Here is a 20,382-nt window from a genome sequence, read left to right on the forward strand (position 1 = left end):
GGCGCCCGAGCTCGGAGCGCCTGCTGCTAGATGACGACGATCTCGTATCCCTCGCGCACGAAGGGCTCGATGCTCGCGTGCCCGTGGAGATCGGCGAGGAGCGGCACGCCCGCCGCCTGGGCGAGGTCGGCGACCTTCCGCGTCGGATCCTCGCTGGCGCAGCCCGACGACGCACGTCCGCACGCGCCGGCGAGGACGCCGGCGTCGAGCGCCTGGCGCAGCAGCGCTCCGGTCCGTGACTCGGCGGACTGGACCGTGCCCACCAGCTTCGTCGCCGCTCCCTCCAGGATCAGCTTCACCGCGTGCCCCTTATCGTGGAGATCGAGCGCGTACATGAGTGCGTGGTTCTGGCGGCACGAATCCTCGGCGAAGAGGACGAGGAGGAGCTTCCGGCTGGGCGGCATGCGGGGGTTCTAATGGCGCGACGCCCCCGCGCGCTGGCCGAGGATCCCCTCCTCGTCGGCGCCCCCAGGCGGCGGCCTCTACTGGGAACGGCCGCGCCGCTCGCTCGGCTACTCGGCCGCGGCCGACCCGCTCACACACGGAGGAAGCGCGTCGACCGCGAAGGGCTGCACCTCCGTGACCAACACGGCCGCGAACGCGCCGTCCGTCGCGGCTTTCGCCGGGCGGCAGGCCTTTGCGTCCCGCCGGGCGCCGGCGTCAGCAGGCGCCGTCCCCGTCCCACATCGAGTGCGAGGCGATCAGCACCTTGCGCCCGTACCGCTCCTCCACCTCGATGCGGAGCCCGACCACGAGGTTGAGCTGGTGCTTCTCCGCGAGGAACGGGATCCCCGCCACGTCGATCACCGCGTCGTCATCGCTCGCCGTCTCGTCCAGAGCCAGCCCGTACGACCAGCCCCCTCAACCATGGCCGACGTGGACCCGGATGTACCGGGCGCCGCCGCCGTCCGCGAGGGCGGCGGCCAGGAGCGCGCGCGCTTCGGCGCTGACGTCGATGGCGGGGCTGCTGTCGGTCATGGGTTCCTCGGTCGGGCCGATGCTCAGGTTGGGAGCCGCGGCGGACGGAGAGGATTCAGGCAGCGGCGCGACGAACCCGCTCGAGGCGCGACGGCTCGAACGATCGCGACGGCCACGGCCTCGGCTCGTGGACCGCTCTCTCCGCGCGGCTCCTACAGGACCACCTGCCAACCCACGAACTTCGGCGGTCCCAGGATCGTGCTCGCGGTCGATCGTCCCTGGCTGTGCGCCTTCTGGAAGGCCTCGGACTCGGTCCACGCCCGGAAGTCAGCCTCGTCGCGCCACACGGTGTGCGACGCGTAGAGCCGGGCGGCATCTTCCTCCGGACCCCTGAGGAGATGGAACGTCTCGAAGCCAGGCACATCGTGGAGGTAGGTCTCGCGCTCGCGCCAGCCCCTCTCGAACTCCTCGCACCGGTCTGGCGCCACGCGGAAGTGGTTCATGGCGATGTACATGCTGGAGACTTATCCGCCGCCAGCACCTGACGCATGCCCTCGGCGGTGGACGCGCGAGCAGCCCGGACCGTTCCTTCGCGCGAGCGTGGAACGAACCGCCGCGGTCCGACGTCCCTTTGGCCGTGAGCGGCGCCGGGCCGGCGCCGAAGGAGCGGCACATGGACCGGAGGACGAAAGCGGTCGGCGTGGATCGCCGGGTGCTCCCGCGCATCGCGGGGATCTCGCTCGGGACGAGACATCTGAACGGCTGGATCGAGGGAAGCCGGCGCGTCCTCCGCCTCCGGGGCAGGTTCGATGCTGCCGCAGCGGCCGGTCTGCTGGCACGGATCCGCGAGGAGCCTGAGGGCGACCTCGTGATCGACGTCGGGCTCGTTCGAGAGTTCGACGAGGTCGGCGTCGCGGCCGTCGCGCGGCTCGCCGAAGCCAGCGGAGATCAGCGGATCGCGCTTCGCGGGCTCTCCACTCGGCAGCTCCGGATCCTGCGCCATCTCGGCGCGGGGCTCTCGCACATCGGAGCCGGAAACGAGCCATGAGCACTGACGGTGAGTCCGGCTCGGGGTATCAGCGACCCGGCTCCTGAACCGCGCCCGCGAGCTGGTTGCCGATCTCGCCGAGCTCCTTCGCGTCCGAGTCGGAGATGAGCGCATACCCCAGCTCACCGCTGCGCCAGAGCACGACGTTGAAGCCGCGCGCCGACGTCTCGCGGCTGCGCACCGGTCCGGCCTGCCCGGCGCTCGCGTCGGGCCAGGCGAGCCCCTCGGTGCGGAAGACGAGCAGCGTCACGACGTGCTGGCGTAGCGCGTAGACCAGCACGGCCGCCTTCCGGTCGAAGACGTAGCCCACGGAGCCACCTCGCAGCCGGAGCTCCGTGCCTTCCGGCGCCGGGACCTCCGGTGCGAAGTCGAGCTTGCCCTCGAACCAGGGCTTCACCTGGTGCTTGCCCCCGCTCTCGATCTCCACCTGGTGCTGGCTCACGAGCACGCGCAGGTGATCGTTCACGACCTCCGCGGCGAGGCTGGCGAGGGCGCTGCCCTGGCTCGAGCTCCGCCGCATGAGCACGCCGCCGACCATGAGGGCGAGCCCTGCGGCCATCGCAGGAGCGACGAAGCGCGCCCATCGCGTCATCGTGCGGTGCGCCGGCGCTTCCGCGGGCGGCCCCATCAGCACGAGCGGTCCGAGTCGTCGCTTCAGCGCGGCCGGGGCCGCATGGCGCGGCAGCCGTTGCTCGAGCACCTCGTCCAAGGCTTGTTCCGCTCGGTCGGCGCTGGCGCAGGCCATGCAGCTCTCGAGGTGAGCAGCGACCTCGGCGTGAAGCCCGCCATCGAGCCGCCGCTTGCGAAAGTCATGCAGCAGCATCTGGACGTCTGCGCAGTTCATGTTCCGTCCCGATCCTGACCCGCCTCCGTGGGACCGCCATTCCAGCCCCCATTGACCTCTACGCCGCCGGGCCCCGGATCGTTCCATCCCAGCGCTCCGTGGCGAGCAGGCGCCCCAACCGTGAGCGGCCAGGCCGACGACGCGCAATGAGCCGCAGCCTGCGTTCCATCGACGCACGAGGACGCAACCGCGTTGGAAGCGGCCGAGCCTCAACCACGGCACGCACAGACGACTCCGAGGAAGGTGGTGGGCCTCCGGCTCAGCGTGGCGCGCAGGCACCGCAGATACGTCGGCAGTCCCCAGAGCCGGATGATGGTGAAAGCATGCAGGACGACGTCTTTACCGGTGATCAAGCCTCTCATGGCGCGGTGTCCGTTCACTTCGGGTTCGCCGTGCGGAACGCTGCGACGCCACCTATCGTTCCGCGGTCGTGTGAGCGGACCATCCGCTGACTCCGTTGTTGCCCGGAGCGAGACTGCCGCAGGGGCGGGGAACCTTGGCTTCGGGCGGGTGCTATGTTCCGTAGTCCGCGAGCTTCAGCCGGAGCGCTGCGCGCGCTCGGTTCAGCCGCGACTTGACCGTCCCCACCGCGCAGCCGACGATCAGGGCGACCTCGCTCTCCGTGAAGCCTTCCAGGTCCAGCAGGATGGCGGTTCGAGCGTCCTCGGACAGCGTCCGGAGCGCCGCCTCGATGTCGCTGGAAACGAGTCGGCGCATCTGCTCGGGCTCGGCGCCGCCCGGCGTGGAGGCCGAGCCGTCGTCTGCCGCCCCCTCGGGGGCCTGCTCGGTCGTGTCGTAGAGCTCGAGAGCTGGACGACGCGTCTCCTGCCGGTAACGCGAGATGAACGCATTGCGCAGGATCCTGAAGAGCCACGCCTTCACGTTCGTGTCCCGTTCCAGCTGACCCCATGCGCGCAGCGCGCGCTCGTACGTCTCCTGGACCAGGTCCTCTGCGTCGTTCGGGTCGCGTGTGAGGTAGCGGGCGAGGTTGTACAGCGCGTCGGCGTGGACGAGCGTCTCCTTGGCGCCCACAGGGGCGCGTGCCCTCGGCCACAGCTCGAACGGCATGCGCCTCACCCTTAACCCGAGTCGATCGCGTTGGCCCGGCCCGCCCGCAGCCGAGGTCCGGCCGGAGAGCCGTTCGAGCTGAACGACGCCCCTTCGAGATTCGTTCCATCGCCTCGACGATGGAACGAGCCGTCCGGCGCCAGCGTCGTGAGGAGCGAACGCGCGGTGCCAATCTCGGCGCCTCGGGAACAGGAGACGACAATGCGTGCAACGCTGTGGATCGCGGTTTCGGGATTCCTCCTCGCTTCGGGGTCGGCCTACGCCGGTCCGGGAACCCCGTACGACGACACCACCTACCCCGACGACGTCGCCGAGGCTTCGTCGCCTCGGCGGGTCGACGTCAGCATCACCGATCACGGCCCGCAGCCCAGGCAGATCCAGGTCAACGGGAGCGAGAAGCTCGAGCTCGTCCTGAAGCGCGAGAGCCCGAACGCCTGCCGCTGGGACGTGCTCGTCACCGAGCTCAACACCCGGACGCCGGTTCTGGCCGGGCACCCGGTCGCGCTCACGCTGCTCACCCACGGGCGCGGGCAGCTTCACCTCAGCTGTCCGGCGGAGGACGTCGGCGGCGCGCTGGGCGTGCCCTAGCCCCCCTCCGTTCGCCGGCGCGCAGGCGCCGGCGACGGAGCTCCCAACGGCCTGATCGCCGCCTGTCCGACCCCCGGAGTACGATGCTCTTCGATCGCCGCCGGGAGCCGGCGGTCGCCGGGGGACCTCGGATGCTCCGCATCCTCATCGTCGCCGCCGACGGCGGAACGGCCTGGCGCCACGCGCTCGCGGACGGCGAGGCGCGCGCGGGCTGGGAGTGCGCCGGTCCCCTCGCGCTCGCGAAGCGCCTCGGCCGCCTCTACGGCCTCCGCGGCGAGCCCGCATCGCACGCCGAGCGCGTCTCCGCCTACGCCGCCCGCCTCGCCCTCCTCGACGACGGCGGACGCTCCTTCTCCGCCTCGCGCGCGAAGGACCCCTTCGGCGTCGCGGCCTTCCTCGTCGGGTTCCGGGATCTGCTCCGCGCCGCCGGCTGGGACGGCGGGCCGCTCGCCGGCTCTCCGCGCCTCGCCGACCTCGCCGCCGCCGAGCGGCTCTCTGGGCCGGGCCTCTCTCCGCTTCCGTCCGGGCTCGCCGACGTGTACGCCGCGCTCCTCGCCGAGATCGAACGGGCTTCGTCTCTCCCGGAGCCGCTCGCGCTCCAGGTCGCCGCGCCCGACGCCGCGCTCGATCCGATCGTCCGCCGCGTCCTCACCGCGCTCGCGGTCCGCGGCGCCGCCGTCGAGCCCGCCGCGCCCGAGGAGCCCGCCGCGCCCGAGTCGACCGACCTCGGCCGGCTCCAGCGCGCCCTCCTCTCCTCCACGGGCGCGGCGCCCGCCGCGCCGCTCGCGAACGACGGCACCGTCCTCGTGCTGGAGGCCGACTCGCCGCTCGAGGCCGGCGAGCTCACCGCCGCCTACCTCGCCACCCGGCCGCTCGCAGACGCGACGCTCGTCGCGGGCGCCGACGCGGGCGCCCTCGAGGCCACCCTCGCGCGTCACGCCCTCCCCGCGCTCGGCGTGACGGAGCGCTCCCGGCGGCGCCCCGCGCTCCAGGTCCTTCCGCTCCGCCTCGCGCTCGCGTTCGCGCCGCGCGATCCGTTCCGCGCGGCCGAGCTCCTCATGCTGCCCGTGACGCCGATCCCCTGGGACGCGCGGCGCCGCCTCCTCGACGCGCTCGTCGAGCAGCCCGGCATCGGCAGCCCGGCGTGGAGAAAGGCCGTCGAGGACGCCGCCGCGCACGAGGCGGCGCGCGCACGCGCGGAGCGCCCGGACGACCCCGACGCCGCGCGCGAGGCCGAGCGGCGCCTCCGCGAGCGGATCGAGACCTGGTTCGGCGGCGTCGCGCACGATCCCGCGATCGGCCTGCCTGCGCCGGACGCGGTCCAGCTCTGCGAGTCCGTCGCGCGCTGGGCGGAAGCCCGCGCGCGCGCCGGCGAGGCGCCGGATCCGGTGCTGCAGGCCGCGGCCCACGTCGCGCGGACCCTCGAGCGCCTCGTCGCGGAGCAGCCGCCGGGGACCCGCTTCCCCCCGGTGCAGCTCGAGCAGCTTCACGACGTCGCCGCCGGAGCCGGCATGGACGGCGGCGCTCCGGGCGAGGCCGGGCGCGCCGCGATCGCCCACGAGCCCGGCGCGGTGCACGCCCCGGCGCGCGAGGTCGTCTGGTGGGGGTTCCTGGGCGGCGACCCGGGGCCGTCGCCGGAGCCGTGGACGGCCGCGGAGCGCGCGGCGCTCCGGTCGAGCGGCGTGTCCGTGCCCGAGCCCGGTGCGCGTCGCGGCGCGGAGGCCGCGGGGTGGCGCCGCCCCGTCCTCGCCGCCCGCGACCGGCTCGTCCTCGTGCGCTGGCGGCTCGACGGCGCGGCGCCGACGGTTGCCCACCCCCTCGGCGACGAGATCGCGGCGCGCTTCGAGCGTGCCCTCGCCTCCGTCACGGTGACCTCCGAGGCGGCGCTCGCGGGCGCAGCGCGACACGTCGCCCCGGCCCGCTCCGACCGCGCCCCGGCACCCGAGGTCACGCCGCGCGGCGTCTTCAACGTCCCGCCGGACCTCGTCTCGACGGACCGGCTCTCCCCGTCCTCCCTCGAGAAGCTCCTCGGCTGCCCGGTCGCGTGGGTGCTCGAGCACGCCGCCGGCCTGCGCCGGCGCGGCATGGCCCGCATCCCGAGCGGCAATCGCCTCCTCGGCACGTTCGCGCACGCCCTCCTCGAGGACCTCCTCCACGGACCGGAGCGGCTCGACCTCGCGACCGCGACGCCCGACGACGCCGCGAGCCGGGCCGGGCGCGCCTTCGACGCGCGCGTCGCGCAGGAGGCCGCGCCGCTCGTCGCGCGCGGCGCCGAGGTCCAGCGCCACCGCGCGCGCGAGGTCGTCTGCGATGCGGCGCGCGCGCTGTTCGGGCTGCTGCAGGACGGCGGCTGGCGCGTTCGCGGCGTCGAGGAGGAGCTCCGGGGCACGCTCGACGGGGCCGCGCTCGAGGGGTACGCGGACCTCGTGCTCGAGAAGGACGGCGTCCCCGCCGTCGTCGACCTGAAGCTCGCGCGGGCGAAGTACTACCGCGAGAAGCTCCAGGACGGCGAGGCGCTGCAGGTCGCGCTCTACGCCGAGCTGACGCGCACGAAGGGCGTCCTCCCGCCCACCGGCTACTTCCTGATCGGCCAGGGCGAGCTGCTCACCGTCGACCGGGGGGCGTTCCCCGGGACGCGGGCGCGCGAGCTCTCCGGCCCGACCATGCAGGCGACGGTCGACGGCGCGCGCGAGGCGCTCCGCTTCTGGCGCGCGGCGCTCCGGCGCGGCGTGGTCTCGTCCCGCCGGGAGGAGCTCCGCGAGGCCTCCGAGCTCGAGGCCGGCGAGGCGGCCGGCTGCCCCGCGCCGGCGAGCGGCCCGGGCGCGATGGACCCGCCCTGCAAGTACTGCGAGTACGATGCGGTCTGCGCCGTCGAGCTGCGAGAGGTCGCGCGATGACCGTGCACGTCGTCTCCGCGAGCGCGGGGACCGGGAAGACCTTCCACCTCACCGGCGCCGTGCGCGACGCCCTCCTCGCCCCCGAGGCGAGCCCGGACCGCGCGCGGCCCGAGGGCGTCGTCGCCATCACCTACACCAGGAAGGCCGCCGCCGAGCTCGAGAGCCGCATCCGCACCGACCTCATCCGCGCCGGCCGGGGCGACCTCGCCGCGCGCGTGCGCGACGGGTACCTCGGCACGGTCCACTCGGTCTGCGAGCGGCTCCTCCGCGAGCTCGCGCTCGAGGCGGGCCACTCGCCCTTCCTCGAGCCGATCGCCGAGCCGCAGCGGGAGCGGCTCTTCGCCGAGGCGCTCGCGGCGGTGCTCGCCGGGCGCGAGGCGCCCATCGAGCGGATCGCCTCCCGCTTCCAGCTCGAGGGGTGGGAGACGGGACCGCTCCGGAAGATCGTCGAGCTCGCGCGCGAGAACGGCCTCGACGGCGCCGGCCTGCGAGCGGCGGGCGAGCGGAGCCTGGCGGCGCTCGCGGCGGTGCTGCCGCCCATCAGCATGACGGGCGAGGAGTACCTGGAGCGCCTCGGCGCAGAGGCGCGCGAGGCCGATCGCCGGCTGCGCGCGCTGAACCGCGCCGGGAAGGCGGCGGGGGCGCGGCGGGACGCGGTCGCCGACCTCGTCCGCGCGCTCGATCGGGGGCTGCCGCCCTGGGCCACGCAGCTGAAGGCGGTCCGGCAGGAGTGGACCGGGGCGGAGCAGCCGCTCGTCGCGGGGCTCCTCGAGACGGTGCCGTGGCATCTCTCCGCCGAGTCGTTCCACGCCGATCTGACGGACCTCACGCGCGAGCTGTTCGCCGTCGCCGCCGACGCGCTCGACGCCTACGCCGAGGCGAAGCAGGCCGCCCGGGTCGTCGACTTCCAGGACATGCTCGCCCTCGCGGCGCGGCTCCTCGAGGACGCCGGCGTCGCGGCGTCGCTCGCGGGGAAGCTCGACCTCGTCGTCGTGGACGAGTTCCAGGACACCTCGCCCATGCAGCTCGCGGTCGTCTCCGCCCTGGAGCGCATCGCGCGCCGGAGCGTCTGGGTCGGGGACCGCAAGCAGGCGATCTTCGGGTTCCAGGGGTCCGACCCGGTCCTCATGGGCGAGGCGATGGCGCACGCGCTCGGCGGGCGCGAGCCGGAGTTCCTCTCCGAGTCCTGGCGCTCGCGCAGGCCGCTCGTGGACTTCACCTCCGAGCTGTTCGCGCACGCGCTCGCGCCGCACGGGTTCGACGAGCGCGAGGTCCGCATCACGACGCCGGCGGAGCGCCCCGACCCGCCGGCCCTGCGCGACGCGCCCGTGCTCGAGTGCTGGTCCTGGGACGGCAACGGGGAGCCGCACGCGGTCGCGGATGGCGTCTTCCGGCTCCTCGCCGAGGCGCCGCCGGTCCGCGAGAAGGACACCGGCGTGGTGCGGCCGCTCCGGCGCAAGGACGTGGCGGTGCTCGCGCGGCGCAACGAGGACTGCCGCGCCATCGCGAGCGCGCTCCGTGCGCGGGGCATCCCGGCGCGGCTCGAGCTCGCCGACCTCGCCCAGACGCCGGAGGCGATCCTGGTCCGCTCGGCGGTCGCCCTCGTCGCGGATCCGGCGGACGGCGTCGCCGCGATGGACGTCTCGTACCTGAGCGGCGGCGCGGCCGATCCCGACGCCTGGCTCTCGGCCCGGCTCGTCGAGGCCGCCCGTGATCGGGCTGCGCGCGCGTCGGCGGAGGCGGTGGGCGCGGTCCCGCCCGGCGCCGCCCTGCCCTTCTCGGACGACGCGCGCGTCGCGGCGCTCCGGACGCTGCACGAGCGCGCCCGATCGCTCGCGCCGGCGGAGGCGCTCGACGCCGCGCTCGCGGCGGCGGCCGTCCTCGAGCTGCTCCGGACCTGGCCGGACCCCGCCCAGCGGCTCGCCAACGTCGAGGCGCTCCGCGGCGCGGCCCGCGCCTACGAGAACCTGTGCCGCGTCCGCCGGTGCGCGGCGACCGTCGCCGGGCTCGTCGAGCACCTCGCGACCCTCGCGGAGCAGAAGGACGCCGACTACCAGGCGGTGCCCGGGACCGAGGACGCGGTGACCCTCAGCACGTGGCACTCGGCGAAGGGGCTCGAGTGGCCCGTCGTCGTCCTCGCGTCGCTCGCGTTCGCGAAGGACCGCGATCCGTGGGACGCGTGCATCGAGCGGCCGGAGCGATTCGACCCGGCGCGCCCGCTCGCCGGGCGCTGGGTGCGGTGGTGGCCCTGGCCGTACGGGAAGCTCTCCGCGGGGCTCGAGCTCGCCGACCGCGTCGACGAGACGCCCTCGGCGGCGGCGCTCCGCGAGGACGACGCTCGGGAGCGCGTCCGGCTCCTGTACGTGGTGTTCACCCGCGCGCGGGACCGGCTCGTCCTCGCCGCGGGCGTGAAGAAGGGCGCGCCCTGTGTCGCTGCGCTCGAGCCGCTCCGCGACGTCGCCGGTCAGCCGGTGCTGGCGATGCCGTTCGGCGCAGTGGAGGGCATGGCCGTCGCGCGCGCCGGCACCGTCGCGCTGCCGTGCCGCGTGCGCGCGCTGTCCGGCGCCGAGGTCGAGCCGCAGCCGGTCGCCGCGGCGGCGCGCCCCTGGTACGACGGTGCGCCGAGCGTCATTCGCGGCCGCGAGGTGGTGAACCCGTCGAACGAGCCGGTCGCGGCGAGCGAGCCGGGCCGTATCGTGGCGGTCACGCCGCTCGCGGGCCGGGCGCCGCTCCGTGACGTCGCGGACATGGGCGCGCTCGGGGACGCGGTGCATGCCTTCCTCGCCGCGGATCGCCGGGCGGGCGATCGCGAGGCGGTCGCGGCGCGGCTGCTCGCGGCGTACGGCGTCGCGGGGACGGTCGCGCCGGCGAGCCTCGTGCACGCGTCGGACGCGCTCCGGGCCTTCCTCGAGGCCAGGTACCCGGGGGCCGCGTGGCGGCGGGAGTGGCCGGTGCGCGCGCGCCTCGTCGATCGCGGCGAGCCCCGGCTGCTGCAGGGCGAGGTGGACCTGTTCCTGGAGCGGCCGGACGGCTTCGTGCTCGTGGACCACAAGTCGTTCCCGGGGAACGACCGGGAGCGGGACGAGCGGGTCGTGGCGTACGCCGCGCAACTCGGGCTCTACGCGTTCGTGCTCGAGCGCGCGCTCGGGAAGCCGCTCCTCGCCGCGTTCATCCACCTGCCGATCCGCGGGGAGATCGTCGAGGTGGACGTGGGTCGGGTGGTGGAGGAGTGGAGAGAGCGGTCGACCACGGCCGCGTGACCGCGTGCTTCCGCCCGTAGGACACGATCAGGATCGCGAAGCGCCGCGTGACGACGGGCGTGAACTCGGATCAGTGCGGCGCGGAGAGCGTCGTCGTCTCGACACGACGCCGGAGGAACCGCAGGCGCGCGGGGTCGGCGTGGAAGAACACGCGCTGGATCTTCCCGTCCTTCACCGCGAGCAGGAGCGCCGCGAACGGCCGCTCGTCCTGCCAGAACACGATCGCCGGCTGCCCGTTGAGCTCCCGCCGCTCCAGCTGCAGGGCCCCCGAGTTGCGCCCCGCCGTCGCGAGGACGAACGCGGCGATGCGCGCTGCTCCCATGAGCGGCCGCGGCAGGTTGCGCAGCCCGCCCGCCTCGCGCCCTCCGGGCCCGCCGTCGGTGATCATGACGGCGTCCTCTGCGAGGAGCTCGACGAGCGCGGTGACGTTCCCCTCGGAGACGGCGCCGAGGAAGGCCTGCAGCAGGCGGTGATGCTCCTCCGGGTTCGGGAAGAACATGTGCCGCGCGCCGTCGAGGTGCGCACGCGCGCGCTCGAGCAGCTTGCGACACGTCGGCGCGCTCCTGTCGATCAGGGCGGCGATCTGCTGGTGCTCGAAGTCGAGCACGTCGTGCAGGATCAGGACGGCTCGCTCGGCCGGCTTCAGCCGCTGCAGCACCACGAGGAAGGCCATCGAGATCTGCTCGAGCCGCTCGACGCCGGAGAGGTCCCGCTCCTCGAGGTCCACCGGCTCGGGCAGGCGATCGGCGCGCAGCTCCTCGCGTCGTGCCCTGGCGGACTGCAGCTCGTTCAGGCACAGCCGCGTGACGATGGTCACGAGGTACGCCTTCGGGTTCTCTGCCTCGCCGGCGTGGCCCTCCCAGCGCAGCCAGGCCTCCTGCACGATGTCCTCGGCCCGGCCCATGTCTCCCAGCATGCGATAGGCGAGCGCGGCGAGGTCCCGCCTTGCCGCCTCGAACGCAGCCACGCGACCCGGCTGTCGGCGCGTGCTCATGGCCATGGTTTCACTTCCGAGGACCCGGCGATCAAGGCAAACGGTGAGGGCGGCGTCGCTCACCGGCTCGGCCCGCGAAGACCGACGACCTCGCGCGAGAACGTCGCCTGCTCGGCGCAGTCGAGCATGAACCTGGCCACCGCGCGGAACGACATCGAGAAGCGGCCGGGCGGGAGCGCACCCGCGGCGCTGCGGTACGCTTCCTCCGGAGCCTCGACGAGCCGCGGTGGTCGCGCGATCGTCCAGTCGAAGGCGGTCGCCTGCACCACGGCCTCCATCTCCTCGAGATCCTCGACGTGGTTCCTGAGGAGCCATCGCCCGACGGCGAACCGAAGCCCCTGATCGGGGAACAGCAGGGCCGCCGACAGGACCACGAGCCGCTTCGGCCCTGCGGACTCCATCGCAGCGACCGTGCTCGCCGCGCATTCCGCGAGCAGGCGGTGGGGGCGAATCGCCTCTCGCGGTGTCGGGCCGAGCACGGAGAGCACCGCGTCGTGTCCGGGCAGGGCCCGCGCGAGCTGATCGGCTTGCAGCGGATCGCCCTGGACGACCGCGAGCGCCGCGTCGGAGCGCGCGAGCTTGTGCGGCGAGCGGACGAAGGCCGTCACGCGGAAGCTCCGCGCCAGCGCGAGCTCGACGAGGTGCCTGCCCGTCCTTCCGGTCGCGCCCAGGATGAAGAGGTTTGGAGCCATGCCCTGAAGACCAGGCGGCACGGCGCGGCGTGACGAGGCTGACCTCGAGTTCACGTCAGATATGAAGCATGGCTAGGCGCAGTCGCGAGGCGGCAACGGTGGCAGCAAGTCGTCAGTCCAGGACGCGGTAAGCCCACCGTCCGCCACGCCCCGCCGGACCTCGCGCGGGGTCGAGCGCTCTCTCGTGCCCTCGACGTGGCCGGCTATCATGGCGGGATGAGCCCCTGGCCCGCCGCGCCGCCCGCCTTCGACTCCACGCCTCGGCTCGCGCCTCCGCCACGACACGTGCCGCTCTCGGTGCGGGCGCGGCTCCTCTTCGGCGGGTTCGGCGTCTTCGCCTGGATCTGGTTCGGGTTCGGCTCGTCGCTCGCGACGCTGTTCCTCCGCAACAGCGATCTCTCGTCGTGGCTCGCGTTCCGGGGCCCGGTCGCCGTGGCACGGGCGTCTCGCTCGGTTGCACGGCCTCCCACTTCTCCGAGGGCGGCTCTCGCGGGCGCGGCGGCACGCGGGTGTACGCCAACGCTTTCCGCTTCGAGGCGGACGGCGCGGCGCACGAGGGCGTCGCGTACGCGCCGGGCACCTGCGTTCGCGCAGGGAGCGCGGTCCTCGTCGAGTACCGCACCGACGATCCCGCGGTCTCGCGCATCGCCGGAATGCGGCGGGCGCCCTTCGGGCCCGGGACCTCGTTCGTCCTGATCTTCCCCATCGTGGGAGGGACGCTGGTGGCCTTCTCCCTCCGGAGCGGTTGCCGCGCGATCCGGCTCCTCCAGCACGGGCGGCTCGCCCTCGGAACGCTGGTCGGGAAGGAGCTCACCAACGTCCGCGTCAACCGCCGAACCGTCGCGAAGCTACGCTTCGCCATCGCGACCGAGACGGGCGCCCGTCACGAGGTCGTCGTGAAGACCCACCTCACGGAACGGCTCGAGGACGACGCCCGCGAGCGGATCCTCTACGACCCCGCGCGGCCGAACGACGCCATCGCGTGGGATGTCCTGACCTGCGCCCCCGTGCTCGACCGCGTCGGCCAGCTCCAGCCCAAGGGGCTCGTCGGAACCGCCCTCGTGCTCGTGCCGCCCGCGGCAGCCGTCGTCGGGCACCTGTTCGCGCTCGGCGCGTTCGCGTCCTGATCTCCGGGCGGGCTCGCCGGCGAGCTGCGAGCCTCGAGCGCCGTCGGCAGCGGCGATGCCATCGCGGCACCGTCCGAGTCCGCTTGGGCTCGCCCCAGAAGGCGCGGGCGCGGGCGCGGGCGTGGAGAAACCAACGAGGCGCAGTTCAGCAACGGGTCAGCGCAGTCGACCCTGGGCGGGCGCTCGCTTCGTGCGGCGCCCGGCCGTGCCGCGAGGGCGCCGTGAAGCAGTGGCAGGAGACGGCCGAGATCCTCTCCCAGGTCGCCGGACAGGCGCAGGCGGGCAGACGAGCCGCGGTCGCGACGGTGGTTCGCATCCGGGGCTCGGCCTACCGGCGGCCGGGCGCCAAGCTCCTCGTGCGAGACGACGGCAGCACGAGCGGCAGCGTGAGCGGAGGCTGCCTCGAGGCGGACGTCCGGGAGCGGGCGCTCGCCGTGCTCCGGGACGCGACGCCCCGTCTCGTCCACTACGAGACCGGCTCGGACGATCATCAGGTCTTCGGTCTCGGGCTCGGCTGCAACGGCGCGGTGGACGTCTTCGTCCAGCCCGCGACGACGCCGGCGTTCCTCGACGCGGCGAGGCGCATCCGCGAGTGCCTCGCAGGCGACACGCCGTTCGGCATCTCCACCACCCTCGTGGGCGCCCGTGCCGGCGACGTGTCGGTCCTCGCGTTCGTCGGCGACGCCGAGACGGGGATCGAGGCGCAGGCGGCGGACGTCTTCACGGAGGTGCTCCGGCCCCCGCCGCACCTCGTCGTCTTCGGCGCGGGCGACGATGCGCTCCCGCTCGCACGGTACGCCGCGGACGCCGGGTTCCGGGTCGCCCTCGTCGACCATCGCCCGGCGTTCCTGTCCCCCGAGCGGTTCCCGGGCCAGGTCGGCCGGCTCGAGCTGCGCCCCGAGGACGACGCCGCGTCCTCCTCGCTGCCGCTCGGAGGCGAGGCCTACGCGGTCGTGAAGACCCACTCCCTCGCCCACGACCGCGAGTGGGTCCGGCGGCTGATCGGGACCGACGTCGCCTACATCGGCGTGCTCGGGCCCCGCGCACGCGTCGAGGAGATCCTGCACGAGGTCGGCGCGGCGAGCGACGAACGGGTCTTCGGCCCGGTCGGGCTGGACCTCGGAGCGGACGGTCCCGAGCAGGTCGCCCTGAGCATCGTCGCTGAGCTGCTCGCGGTGCGGTCCGGGCGGGCGCCGGGACACCTCCGCAGGAGGAGGGGCGCGATCCATGCCTCCTGAGCGGACCGGCTCCATCGCGGCGGTCGTGCTCGCCGCCGGCTCGTCGGCGCGCATGGGCAGGAACAAGCTCCTGCTGAGCCTCGGCGGCGAGAGCGTGCTCCGCCGCGCCGTTCGACGGGCCTCCGAGGCCGGGCTCGATCCCGTGCTGGTCGTCCTCGGCCACGACGCCGGGCGCGCGACGGCGGAGCTGGCCGGGCTGGCGTGCCGGCCGGTCGTGAACCCCGAGTGGTCGCTCGGGAAGAGCGCGTCGGTCCGGGCGGGGATCGCCGCGGTACCTCCGGAGGCCATCGCCGCGATCGTGATGCTCGCGGACATGCCACTCGTGACGGCGGAGATGCTGGCGGAGCTCGCGCGGACCTATCGCCGGGGGGCCGCGCGCGCCGTCGCCTCCCGGTACGGCGACGTCCACGCCCCGCCCATCCTCTACGACCGCACGCTGTTCGACGAGCTCGTCGCGACGAAGGGGGACCACTGCGGGAAGCACGTCGTGAAGCATCACGGCGCCGAGGCCGCCGTCGTGACCTGGCCGCCCGCCGCGCTCGCGGATCTCGACGTCCCCGCGGACTACGAGCGGATCCGGGCCGCCGAGCTCGAGGGGCGGTGACCCATGCGGGCGGAGCTCCTCCAGCTCGCCGCCGAGCTCTCCGCGCGCGGAGAACCGTTCGTCTTCGCCATCGTGGTGCGACGCGAGCCGGCCAGCTCGGCACAGCCCGGGAACATGGCGGTCGTCACGAAGGAGGGCGTCGTGCACGGCTGGCTCGCCGGCAGCTGCGTCCAGCCCACCGTGGAGCGCGAGGCGCGGCAGGTGCTCGCGGAGGGGCGGCCGCGCCTGATCTCGCTCTCGCCCGAGCCCGCCCGGGACCGCCGTCCCGGCGTCGTCGTCCACCCCATGACGTGCCACAGCGGAGGGACCGTGGACATCTACCTCGAGCCCGTCCGGCCCGCGCCGCGCCTGCTCGTCTTCGGCGCGGCGCCGACCGCCCAGGCGCTCTGCGCCCTCGGCAAGGCGATGGGGTACGCGATCGACGTGGTCGATCCCGACGCGCGCCGGGACGTGTTCCCCGCGGCGGACCGCGTCCTCCCGGAGCTGCCCCCGGGCGACCCGCCGACCGCGCCCCGCACCCGCGCCGCCGACGTGTACGCGGCCGTCGTGACGATGGGCCAGCGGGACGACGAGGCGCTCCTCGCCGCGCTCTCGCTCGAGCCCGCGTACCTGGGCGTGGTCGCGAGCCGCCGCCGCTACGCGGAGCTCCGCGACCTCGTCGCCGGCCGCACGCCGCCCGACGGGCTCGCGCGCGTGCGGAACCCCGCCGGGCTCGACCTCGGCGCGCGGCTCCCCGAGGAGATCGCGCTCAGCGTCCTCGCGGAGATCGTGCAGCTGCGGCGGGCCGCCGAGCGGCAGCCGGTGATCGCGCCGCCCACGCCCGCCGCCGAGGAGACGGCCCTCGATCCGATCTGCGGCATGACCGTCGTGGTCGCGCGGGCGCGCCACACCGCCGAGCACGCCGGGCGCACCTGGTACTTCTGCAACGCGCGGTGCAGGGAGCGCTTCCTCGCGACCCCGGAGCGATGGACCTCCACCGCGGGAGCCTCGCCGTGACCCCCGAGGTCCGCGAGCTGCACGACGGGCTCGAGCGGCACGGCTACGTCGCCGATCCGGCGATCGCGACGGCGCTGTTCCTCGCGACGGACCTCCGCAAGCCACTGCTCATCGAGGGCGATGCCGGCGTCGGGAAGACCGAGACCGCGAAGGTGCTCGCGGCCGCGCTCGGGACCGAGCTCATCCGCCTCCAGTGCTACGAGGGGCTCGACGCCGCGACGGCGCTCTACGAGTGGAACTACCCGCGCCAGATGCTCCGCATCCGCCTGGCGGAGCAGGCGGGGCGGGAGGCGACGGAGACGGAGTCAGCCATCTTCGGCCGCGACTACCTCCTCGAGCGGCCGCTCCTCCGCGCGATCACGCGCGTCGAGGGGCCTCCCGTCCTGCTGATCGACGAGGTGGATCGGGCCGACGACGGGTTCGAGGCCTTCCTCCTCGAGCTGCTCTCGGACTTCCAGGTGACCATCCCCGAGCTCGGGACGATCCGCGCGGTCCACGTACCGTACGTCGTCCTCACCTCGAACAGGACGCGCGAGATCGGCGACGCCCTCCGGCGGCGGTGCCTGTACCTCTACATCGAGCACCCGGATTTCGAGAAGGAGGTCCGGATCCTCCGCCGCCGCGTCCCCGAGGCGAGCGGCGAGCTCGCCGGGGAGGTCGCCCGCTTCGTCCAGGCCCTCCGGCGCCGCCGCCTCGCGAAGGTGCCGGGCGTGGCGGAGAGCATCGACTGGACGCAGGCGCTGGTCCGGCTCCGCCGTGCGCACCTCGACGAGGAGGGCGTCACCGCCACGCTGGGCTGCCTCCTCAAGGACCGGCACGATCTCCAGGAGCTGTCGCCGGGGACGCTGGGGCCGATGCTGGCCGAGGCGCGGAAGGGCTCGCCGTCATGATCGCCGCCGACCTCGCGCCCGCCGTCGCCCGGCTCGGCCGGACCCTGCGCGAGCGGGGGATCGGCGTCGGGATCGGTGACGAGGTGGACGCGGCCCGGGCGCTCGCGCGCCTCCGGGACCCGGATCGCGAGGAGGTGCGCTGGGCGCTCCGGATCGCTCTCAAGATCCGCCACCCGGACTGGGCGCGGTTCGACGCGATCCTGGAGGGGCTGTGGCCGGATCCGCCGCGCCCTCCGGATCCGGTGGGCTCCGCTCCGACGGCCTCCATCGACGGGAAGCGCCCGGGACGCGGGGCGGTTGCAGCCCCCTCGTTCCGACCCGCTTCCCCGGTAGAGCAGAGGGGAGGAGATTCTCGCGGCGAGGAGGAGGGTGAGCTCCCCGGCTACAGCCCTGCCGCCCTCCTCCGCAACAAGCCGTTCGAGGAGCTCACGCCGGCCGACCTGGTCGCGATGGAGCGCGTGCTCGCACGGCTCGCGGCGAGGCTCGCAGCGCGGCGGAGCCGACGCCTCGTCCCGTCCCCGGGGCGCGGTGTACCCGACCTCCGCCGGAGCCTCCGCGGCGCGATCGCGACGGGAGGCGAGCTCCTCTCGATCGCGCGCCGCGCGCGCGCCATCGAGGCGCCGCGGCTCGTTTTCCTCTGCGACACGAGCGGTTCGATGGACGCCCACGCGCGCTTCCTGCTCGCGTTCGTGCTCGCGCTCCGGCGCGCGGCGCGGTCCACCGAGGTGTTCGCGTTCAACACGGAGCTCACCCGGCTGACGGCGTGCCTCGCGCCCGGCGCCATCGGCCTCGCGCTCGACCGCCTCGCGGCGGCCGTCCCGGACTGGGCTGGCGGGACGCGCATCGGCGATTCCCTCGCCCGGTTCGTCGCCGAGCACCTGCCCTCCCGGGTGGACGCACGGACCGTGGTCGTCGTCCTCAGCGACGGTCTCGACCGCGGGGACCCCGCGACGCTCGCAGACGCGATGCGGACGATCCAGGCGCGCGCGCGCAAGGTCATCTGGCTGAACCCCCTCCTCGGCGATCCCCGCTACGCGCCGGAGGCGCGCGGGATGGCGGCGGCGCTGCCCTTCGTCGACGAGTTCCTGCCGGCGCACGATCTCGCCTCCCTCGAGCGCCTCGTCCCTCACCTCTCGGCCTGACGATGCCCTTCCGAATCGACAAGACCTTCGTCCTCCGGGCTCCCGCCCCCGCCGTCTGGCAGTTCCTCATCGACCCGCGTCGCGTCGCCCGGTGCATGCCGGGGGCGGCCGTCACCGACCAGCTCGACGACAAGACCTACGCCGGAACCCTGCTGGTGAAGGTCGGACCCGTCTCCGCCAGCTACAAGGGCCAGATGACATTCGCGCGGCTCGACGCGCAGGGGCGGTCCGCGGAGATCGTCGCGTCGGGCCAGGACGTGCGCGGAAAGGGCGGCGCGACGATGCGGCTCACGAGCCGGCTCGTGGAGCGCGCTCCCGGCGAGACCGAGGTCGTCGCCTCCTCCGAGGTGAACGTGTCCGGGATCCTCGCGCAGATGGGGCGCGGGATGATCCAGGACGTCGGCGACCAGATCTTCGCGCGGTTCACGGAGGGGATGCGCTCCGAGCTGGAGGCGGCCGCCGCCGCGCCGGGTCCCGAGACGCCCGTCGGCGCCCCCGGTGTCCGCGCCGCCGCGCCCCGCGCGCCCGAGGCCGTCCCGCCCTTCGTCGCGCCTCCCGCCGCGCCCGTCGACGTCCTGTCGCTGGGCGCGGGCGCGGCCGCGCGGGCCGCGGGCCGTTCCCTCCGCCGTCCCCAGGTCTGGATCGCCGTCGCGATCCTCGCCGCCCTCGCCGCGCTCTGGCTCGCCGCCCGAGCGCGGCGGTAGCAGGAAGGAGCCGCCATGATCCCTGCCTCGTTCGACTATCACGCACCGAGCACGCTCCCGGAGGCGGTGGCGCTGCTCGCGCGCCACCGCGACGACGCGAAGGTGCTCGCGGGCGGGCAGAGCCTCCTTCCCCTCCTGAAGCTGAGGCTCGGTCAGCCCGCCCACCTCGTGGACATCGGCCGGATCCCCGGGCTCGAGTTCGTCGAGGAGAAGGACGGCGTCCTCCGGATCGGCGGACGGACCCGCGAGGCGGTGCTCGAGCGCTCCGAGATCATCCGCTCCCGGTGGCCGCTCCTCGCGGACACCACGGCGGTGATCGCCGACCCGCTCGTCCGGAACCTCGCCACGGTCGGCGGCAACCTCGCGCACGGCGACCCGGCCAACGACCACCCCGCCGCGATGATCGCCCTCGGCGCGCGGGTGGTCGCGACCGGGCCGAAGGGGACGCGGGAGATCGCGGTGGCCGAGCTCTTCACCAACCTGTTCACCACCGTCCTCGAGCCGGACGAGATCCTGACCGAGATCCGCGTGCCGATCCCGCCACCGCGAAGCGGCGGCGCGTATCGCAAGCTCGAGCGGAAGGTGGGCGACTTCGCCACCGCCGCCTCCGCCGTCCAGCTGACGCTCTCGCCGGGCGGCGAGGTCGAGCGGGTGGGGATCGCGCTGACGAACGCCGGCCCCGTTCCGGTGGAGGCGACCGAGGCCGAGCGACACCTCATGGGGAAGAGGCTCGACGACGCGACGATCGCCGAGGCGGCCCGGCTCGCGGGGATGGCGGCGCACCCCACCGCCGACCGCCGCGGCACGGTCGAGTACAAGCGCGAGATGGCGCGCGTGCTCACGGCGCGCGCGCTGCGGGCCGCCGCCGAGCGGGCGAGAGGAGGACGGTAGCCATGGCCAGCCACCAGATCCGCGTCACCGTGAACGGGACGCCGCACGAGGCCGAGGTCGACTCGCGGCTGCTCCTCGTCCACTTCCTGCGCGACGTGCTCCGCCTCACGGGCACGCACGTCGGCTGCGACACCACGCACTGCGGGGCCTGCACGGTCCTGCTCGACGGCGCGCCGGTGAAGTCGTGCACCGTCCTCGCCGTGCAGGCGAACGGGCGCGAGCTGATGACGGTGGAGGGGCTGGAGCGGGACGGCAAGCTCCACCCGATCCAGGAGGGCTTCTGGGAGAAGCACGGCCTCCAGTGCGGCTACTGCACCCCGGGGATGATGATGACCTCCTACGCCCTCCTCCAGCGGACCCGGAGCCCGACCGAGCTGGAGATCCGCCAGGCGATCTCCGGGAACCTGTGCCGGTGCACCGGGTACGTCAACATCGTCAAGGCCGTGCAGTACGCGGCCGAGAAGCTCCGGGAGGAGTGAGC

21 protein-coding genes are annotated in these 20,382 nt (G+C 74.4%); 13 read left to right on the forward strand and 8 right to left on the reverse strand.

Going from position 1 to position 20,382, the window contains the following annotated elements; translation table 11 throughout:
• Positions 1–26: 26 nt before the first annotated feature.
• From AMOR_RS09610 to AMOR_RS09620, 3 genes are all read right to left on the reverse strand, one after another.
• The gene (locus tag AMOR_RS09610; protein ID WP_248360590.1) at positions 27–404 is read right to left on the reverse strand and encodes a hypothetical protein; all 378 of its coding nucleotides are present in this window, start codon (positions 402–404) and stop codon (positions 27–29) included.
• A gap of 256 nt (positions 405–660) precedes the next feature.
• Complete coding sequence (locus AMOR_RS09615; protein WP_248360591.1) at positions 661–807, reverse strand: hypothetical protein; 147 nt, start codon at positions 805–807, stop codon at positions 661–663.
• 323 nt (positions 808–1,130) lie between these two features.
• Positions 1,131–1,433: an antibiotic biosynthesis monooxygenase family protein gene (locus AMOR_RS09620; RefSeq protein WP_248360592.1), complete on the reverse strand. Its 303-nt coding sequence runs from the start codon at positions 1,431–1,433 to the stop codon at positions 1,131–1,133.
• A gap of 158 nt (positions 1,434–1,591) precedes the next feature.
• On the opposite strand from AMOR_RS09620, the gene AMOR_RS09625 reads away from it, so the two are divergent.
• Positions 1,592–1,966 (forward strand): STAS domain-containing protein, encoded by a 375-nt coding sequence (locus tag AMOR_RS09625; RefSeq protein WP_248360593.1) that lies wholly within the window; start codon positions 1,592–1,594, stop codon positions 1,964–1,966.
• A 28-nt stretch (positions 1,967–1,994) separates the two neighbouring features.
• Here the strand turns inward: AMOR_RS09625 and AMOR_RS09630 are convergent, their stop codons facing one another.
• Together AMOR_RS09630 and AMOR_RS09635 are read right to left on the reverse strand one after the other, a co-directional pair.
• The gene (locus AMOR_RS09630) at positions 1,995–2,810 is read right to left on the reverse strand and encodes an anti-sigma factor family protein (protein ID WP_248360594.1); all 816 of its coding nucleotides are present in this window, start codon (positions 2,808–2,810) and stop codon (positions 1,995–1,997) included.
• Between the two features lie 513 nt (positions 2,811–3,323).
• Positions 3,324–3,878 carry a sigma-70 family RNA polymerase sigma factor gene (locus tag AMOR_RS09635; protein WP_248360595.1) on the reverse strand — a complete coding sequence of 185 codons (555 nt, stop codon included), beginning with the start codon at positions 3,876–3,878 and terminating at the stop codon, positions 3,324–3,326.
• A gap of 201 nt (positions 3,879–4,079) precedes the next feature.
• Here AMOR_RS09635 and AMOR_RS09640 point away from each other — a divergent pair, with 201 nt between their 5' ends.
• The 3 genes from AMOR_RS09640 (at position 4,080) to AMOR_RS09650 (ending at position 10,623) form a co-directional block, all read left to right on the forward strand.
• Entirely contained in the window at positions 4,080–4,466 is a 387-nt protein-coding gene (locus tag AMOR_RS09640; RefSeq protein ID WP_248360596.1) for a hypothetical protein, read from the forward strand.
• Between the two features lie 131 nt (positions 4,467–4,597).
• A complete protein-coding gene (locus tag AMOR_RS09645) occupies positions 4,598–7,363 on the forward strand; it encodes a PD-(D/E)XK nuclease family protein (RefSeq protein ID WP_248360597.1) in 2,766 nt (921 codons plus the stop codon).
• Positions 7,360–10,623, forward strand: a complete 3,264-nt coding sequence (locus AMOR_RS09650; protein ID WP_248360598.1) for a UvrD-helicase domain-containing protein — start codon at positions 7,360–7,362, stop codon at positions 10,621–10,623. Before AMOR_RS09645 ends, AMOR_RS09650 begins: the two co-directional genes overlap by 4 nt.
• A gap of 70 nt (positions 10,624–10,693) precedes the next feature.
• Here AMOR_RS09650 and AMOR_RS09655 read toward each other — a convergent pair whose 3' ends face one another.
• From AMOR_RS09655 to AMOR_RS09665, 3 genes are all read right to left on the reverse strand, one after another.
• Entirely contained in the window at positions 10,694–11,617 is a 924-nt protein-coding gene (locus tag AMOR_RS09655) for a sigma-70 family RNA polymerase sigma factor (protein ID WP_248360599.1), read from the reverse strand.
• Between the two features lie 59 nt (positions 11,618–11,676).
• Complete coding sequence (locus AMOR_RS09660) at positions 11,677–12,309, reverse strand: NAD(P)-dependent oxidoreductase (RefSeq protein ID WP_248360600.1); 633 nt, start codon at positions 12,307–12,309, stop codon at positions 11,677–11,679.
• A gap of 206 nt (positions 12,310–12,515) precedes the next feature.
• Positions 12,516–12,698, reverse strand: a complete 183-nt coding sequence (locus tag AMOR_RS09665) for a hypothetical protein (protein WP_248360601.1) — start codon at positions 12,696–12,698, stop codon at positions 12,516–12,518.
• A gap of 120 nt (positions 12,699–12,818) precedes the next feature.
• On the opposite strand from AMOR_RS09665, the gene AMOR_RS09670 reads away from it, so the two are divergent.
• The 9 genes from AMOR_RS09670 (at position 12,819) to AMOR_RS09710 (ending at position 20,380) form a co-directional block, all read left to right on the forward strand.
• On the forward strand, positions 12,819–13,436 hold the full coding sequence (locus AMOR_RS09670; RefSeq protein ID WP_248360602.1) for a hypothetical protein: 618 nt from the start codon (positions 12,819–12,821) through the stop codon (positions 13,434–13,436).
• Between the two features lie 221 nt (positions 13,437–13,657).
• Positions 13,658–14,674 (forward strand): XdhC family protein, encoded by a 1,017-nt coding sequence (locus tag AMOR_RS09675; protein ID WP_248360603.1) that lies wholly within the window; start codon positions 13,658–13,660, stop codon positions 14,672–14,674.
• The gene (locus tag AMOR_RS09680) at positions 14,664–15,278 is read left to right on the forward strand and encodes a nucleotidyltransferase family protein (protein WP_248360604.1); all 615 of its coding nucleotides are present in this window, start codon (positions 14,664–14,666) and stop codon (positions 15,276–15,278) included. Before AMOR_RS09675 ends, AMOR_RS09680 begins: the two co-directional genes overlap by 11 nt.
• 3 nt (positions 15,279–15,281) lie before the next feature.
• On the forward strand, positions 15,282–16,274 hold the full coding sequence (locus AMOR_RS09685; RefSeq protein ID WP_248360605.1) for an XdhC family protein: 993 nt from the start codon (positions 15,282–15,284) through the stop codon (positions 16,272–16,274).
• Positions 16,244–17,164 (forward strand): AAA family ATPase, encoded by a 921-nt coding sequence (locus AMOR_RS09690; RefSeq protein WP_248360606.1) that lies wholly within the window; start codon positions 16,244–16,246, stop codon positions 17,162–17,164. Before AMOR_RS09685 ends, AMOR_RS09690 begins: the two co-directional genes overlap by 31 nt.
• The gene (locus AMOR_RS09695) at positions 17,161–18,306 is read left to right on the forward strand and encodes a vWA domain-containing protein (protein WP_248360607.1); all 1,146 of its coding nucleotides are present in this window, start codon (positions 17,161–17,163) and stop codon (positions 18,304–18,306) included. Before AMOR_RS09690 ends, AMOR_RS09695 begins: the two co-directional genes overlap by 4 nt.
• 2 nt (positions 18,307–18,308) lie before the next feature.
• Positions 18,309–19,010 (forward strand): SRPBCC family protein, encoded by a 702-nt coding sequence (locus AMOR_RS09700; RefSeq protein ID WP_248360608.1) that lies wholly within the window; start codon positions 18,309–18,311, stop codon positions 19,008–19,010.
• Positions 19,011–19,025: 15 nt separating this feature from the next.
• Complete coding sequence (locus AMOR_RS09705; RefSeq protein WP_248360609.1) at positions 19,026–19,901, forward strand: FAD binding domain-containing protein; 876 nt, start codon at positions 19,026–19,028, stop codon at positions 19,899–19,901.
• A 2-nt stretch (positions 19,902–19,903) separates the two neighbouring features.
• Positions 19,904–20,380 carry a (2Fe-2S)-binding protein gene (locus tag AMOR_RS09710; protein ID WP_248360610.1) on the forward strand — a complete coding sequence of 159 codons (477 nt, stop codon included), beginning with the start codon at positions 19,904–19,906 and terminating at the stop codon, positions 20,378–20,380.
• The last annotated feature ends 2 nt before the right edge of the window (positions 20,381–20,382 follow it).

This window comes from Anaeromyxobacter oryzae (assembly GCF_023169945.1).
GTDB classification, from domain to species: domain Bacteria; phylum Myxococcota; class Myxococcia; order Myxococcales; family Anaeromyxobacteraceae; genus Anaeromyxobacter; species Anaeromyxobacter oryzae.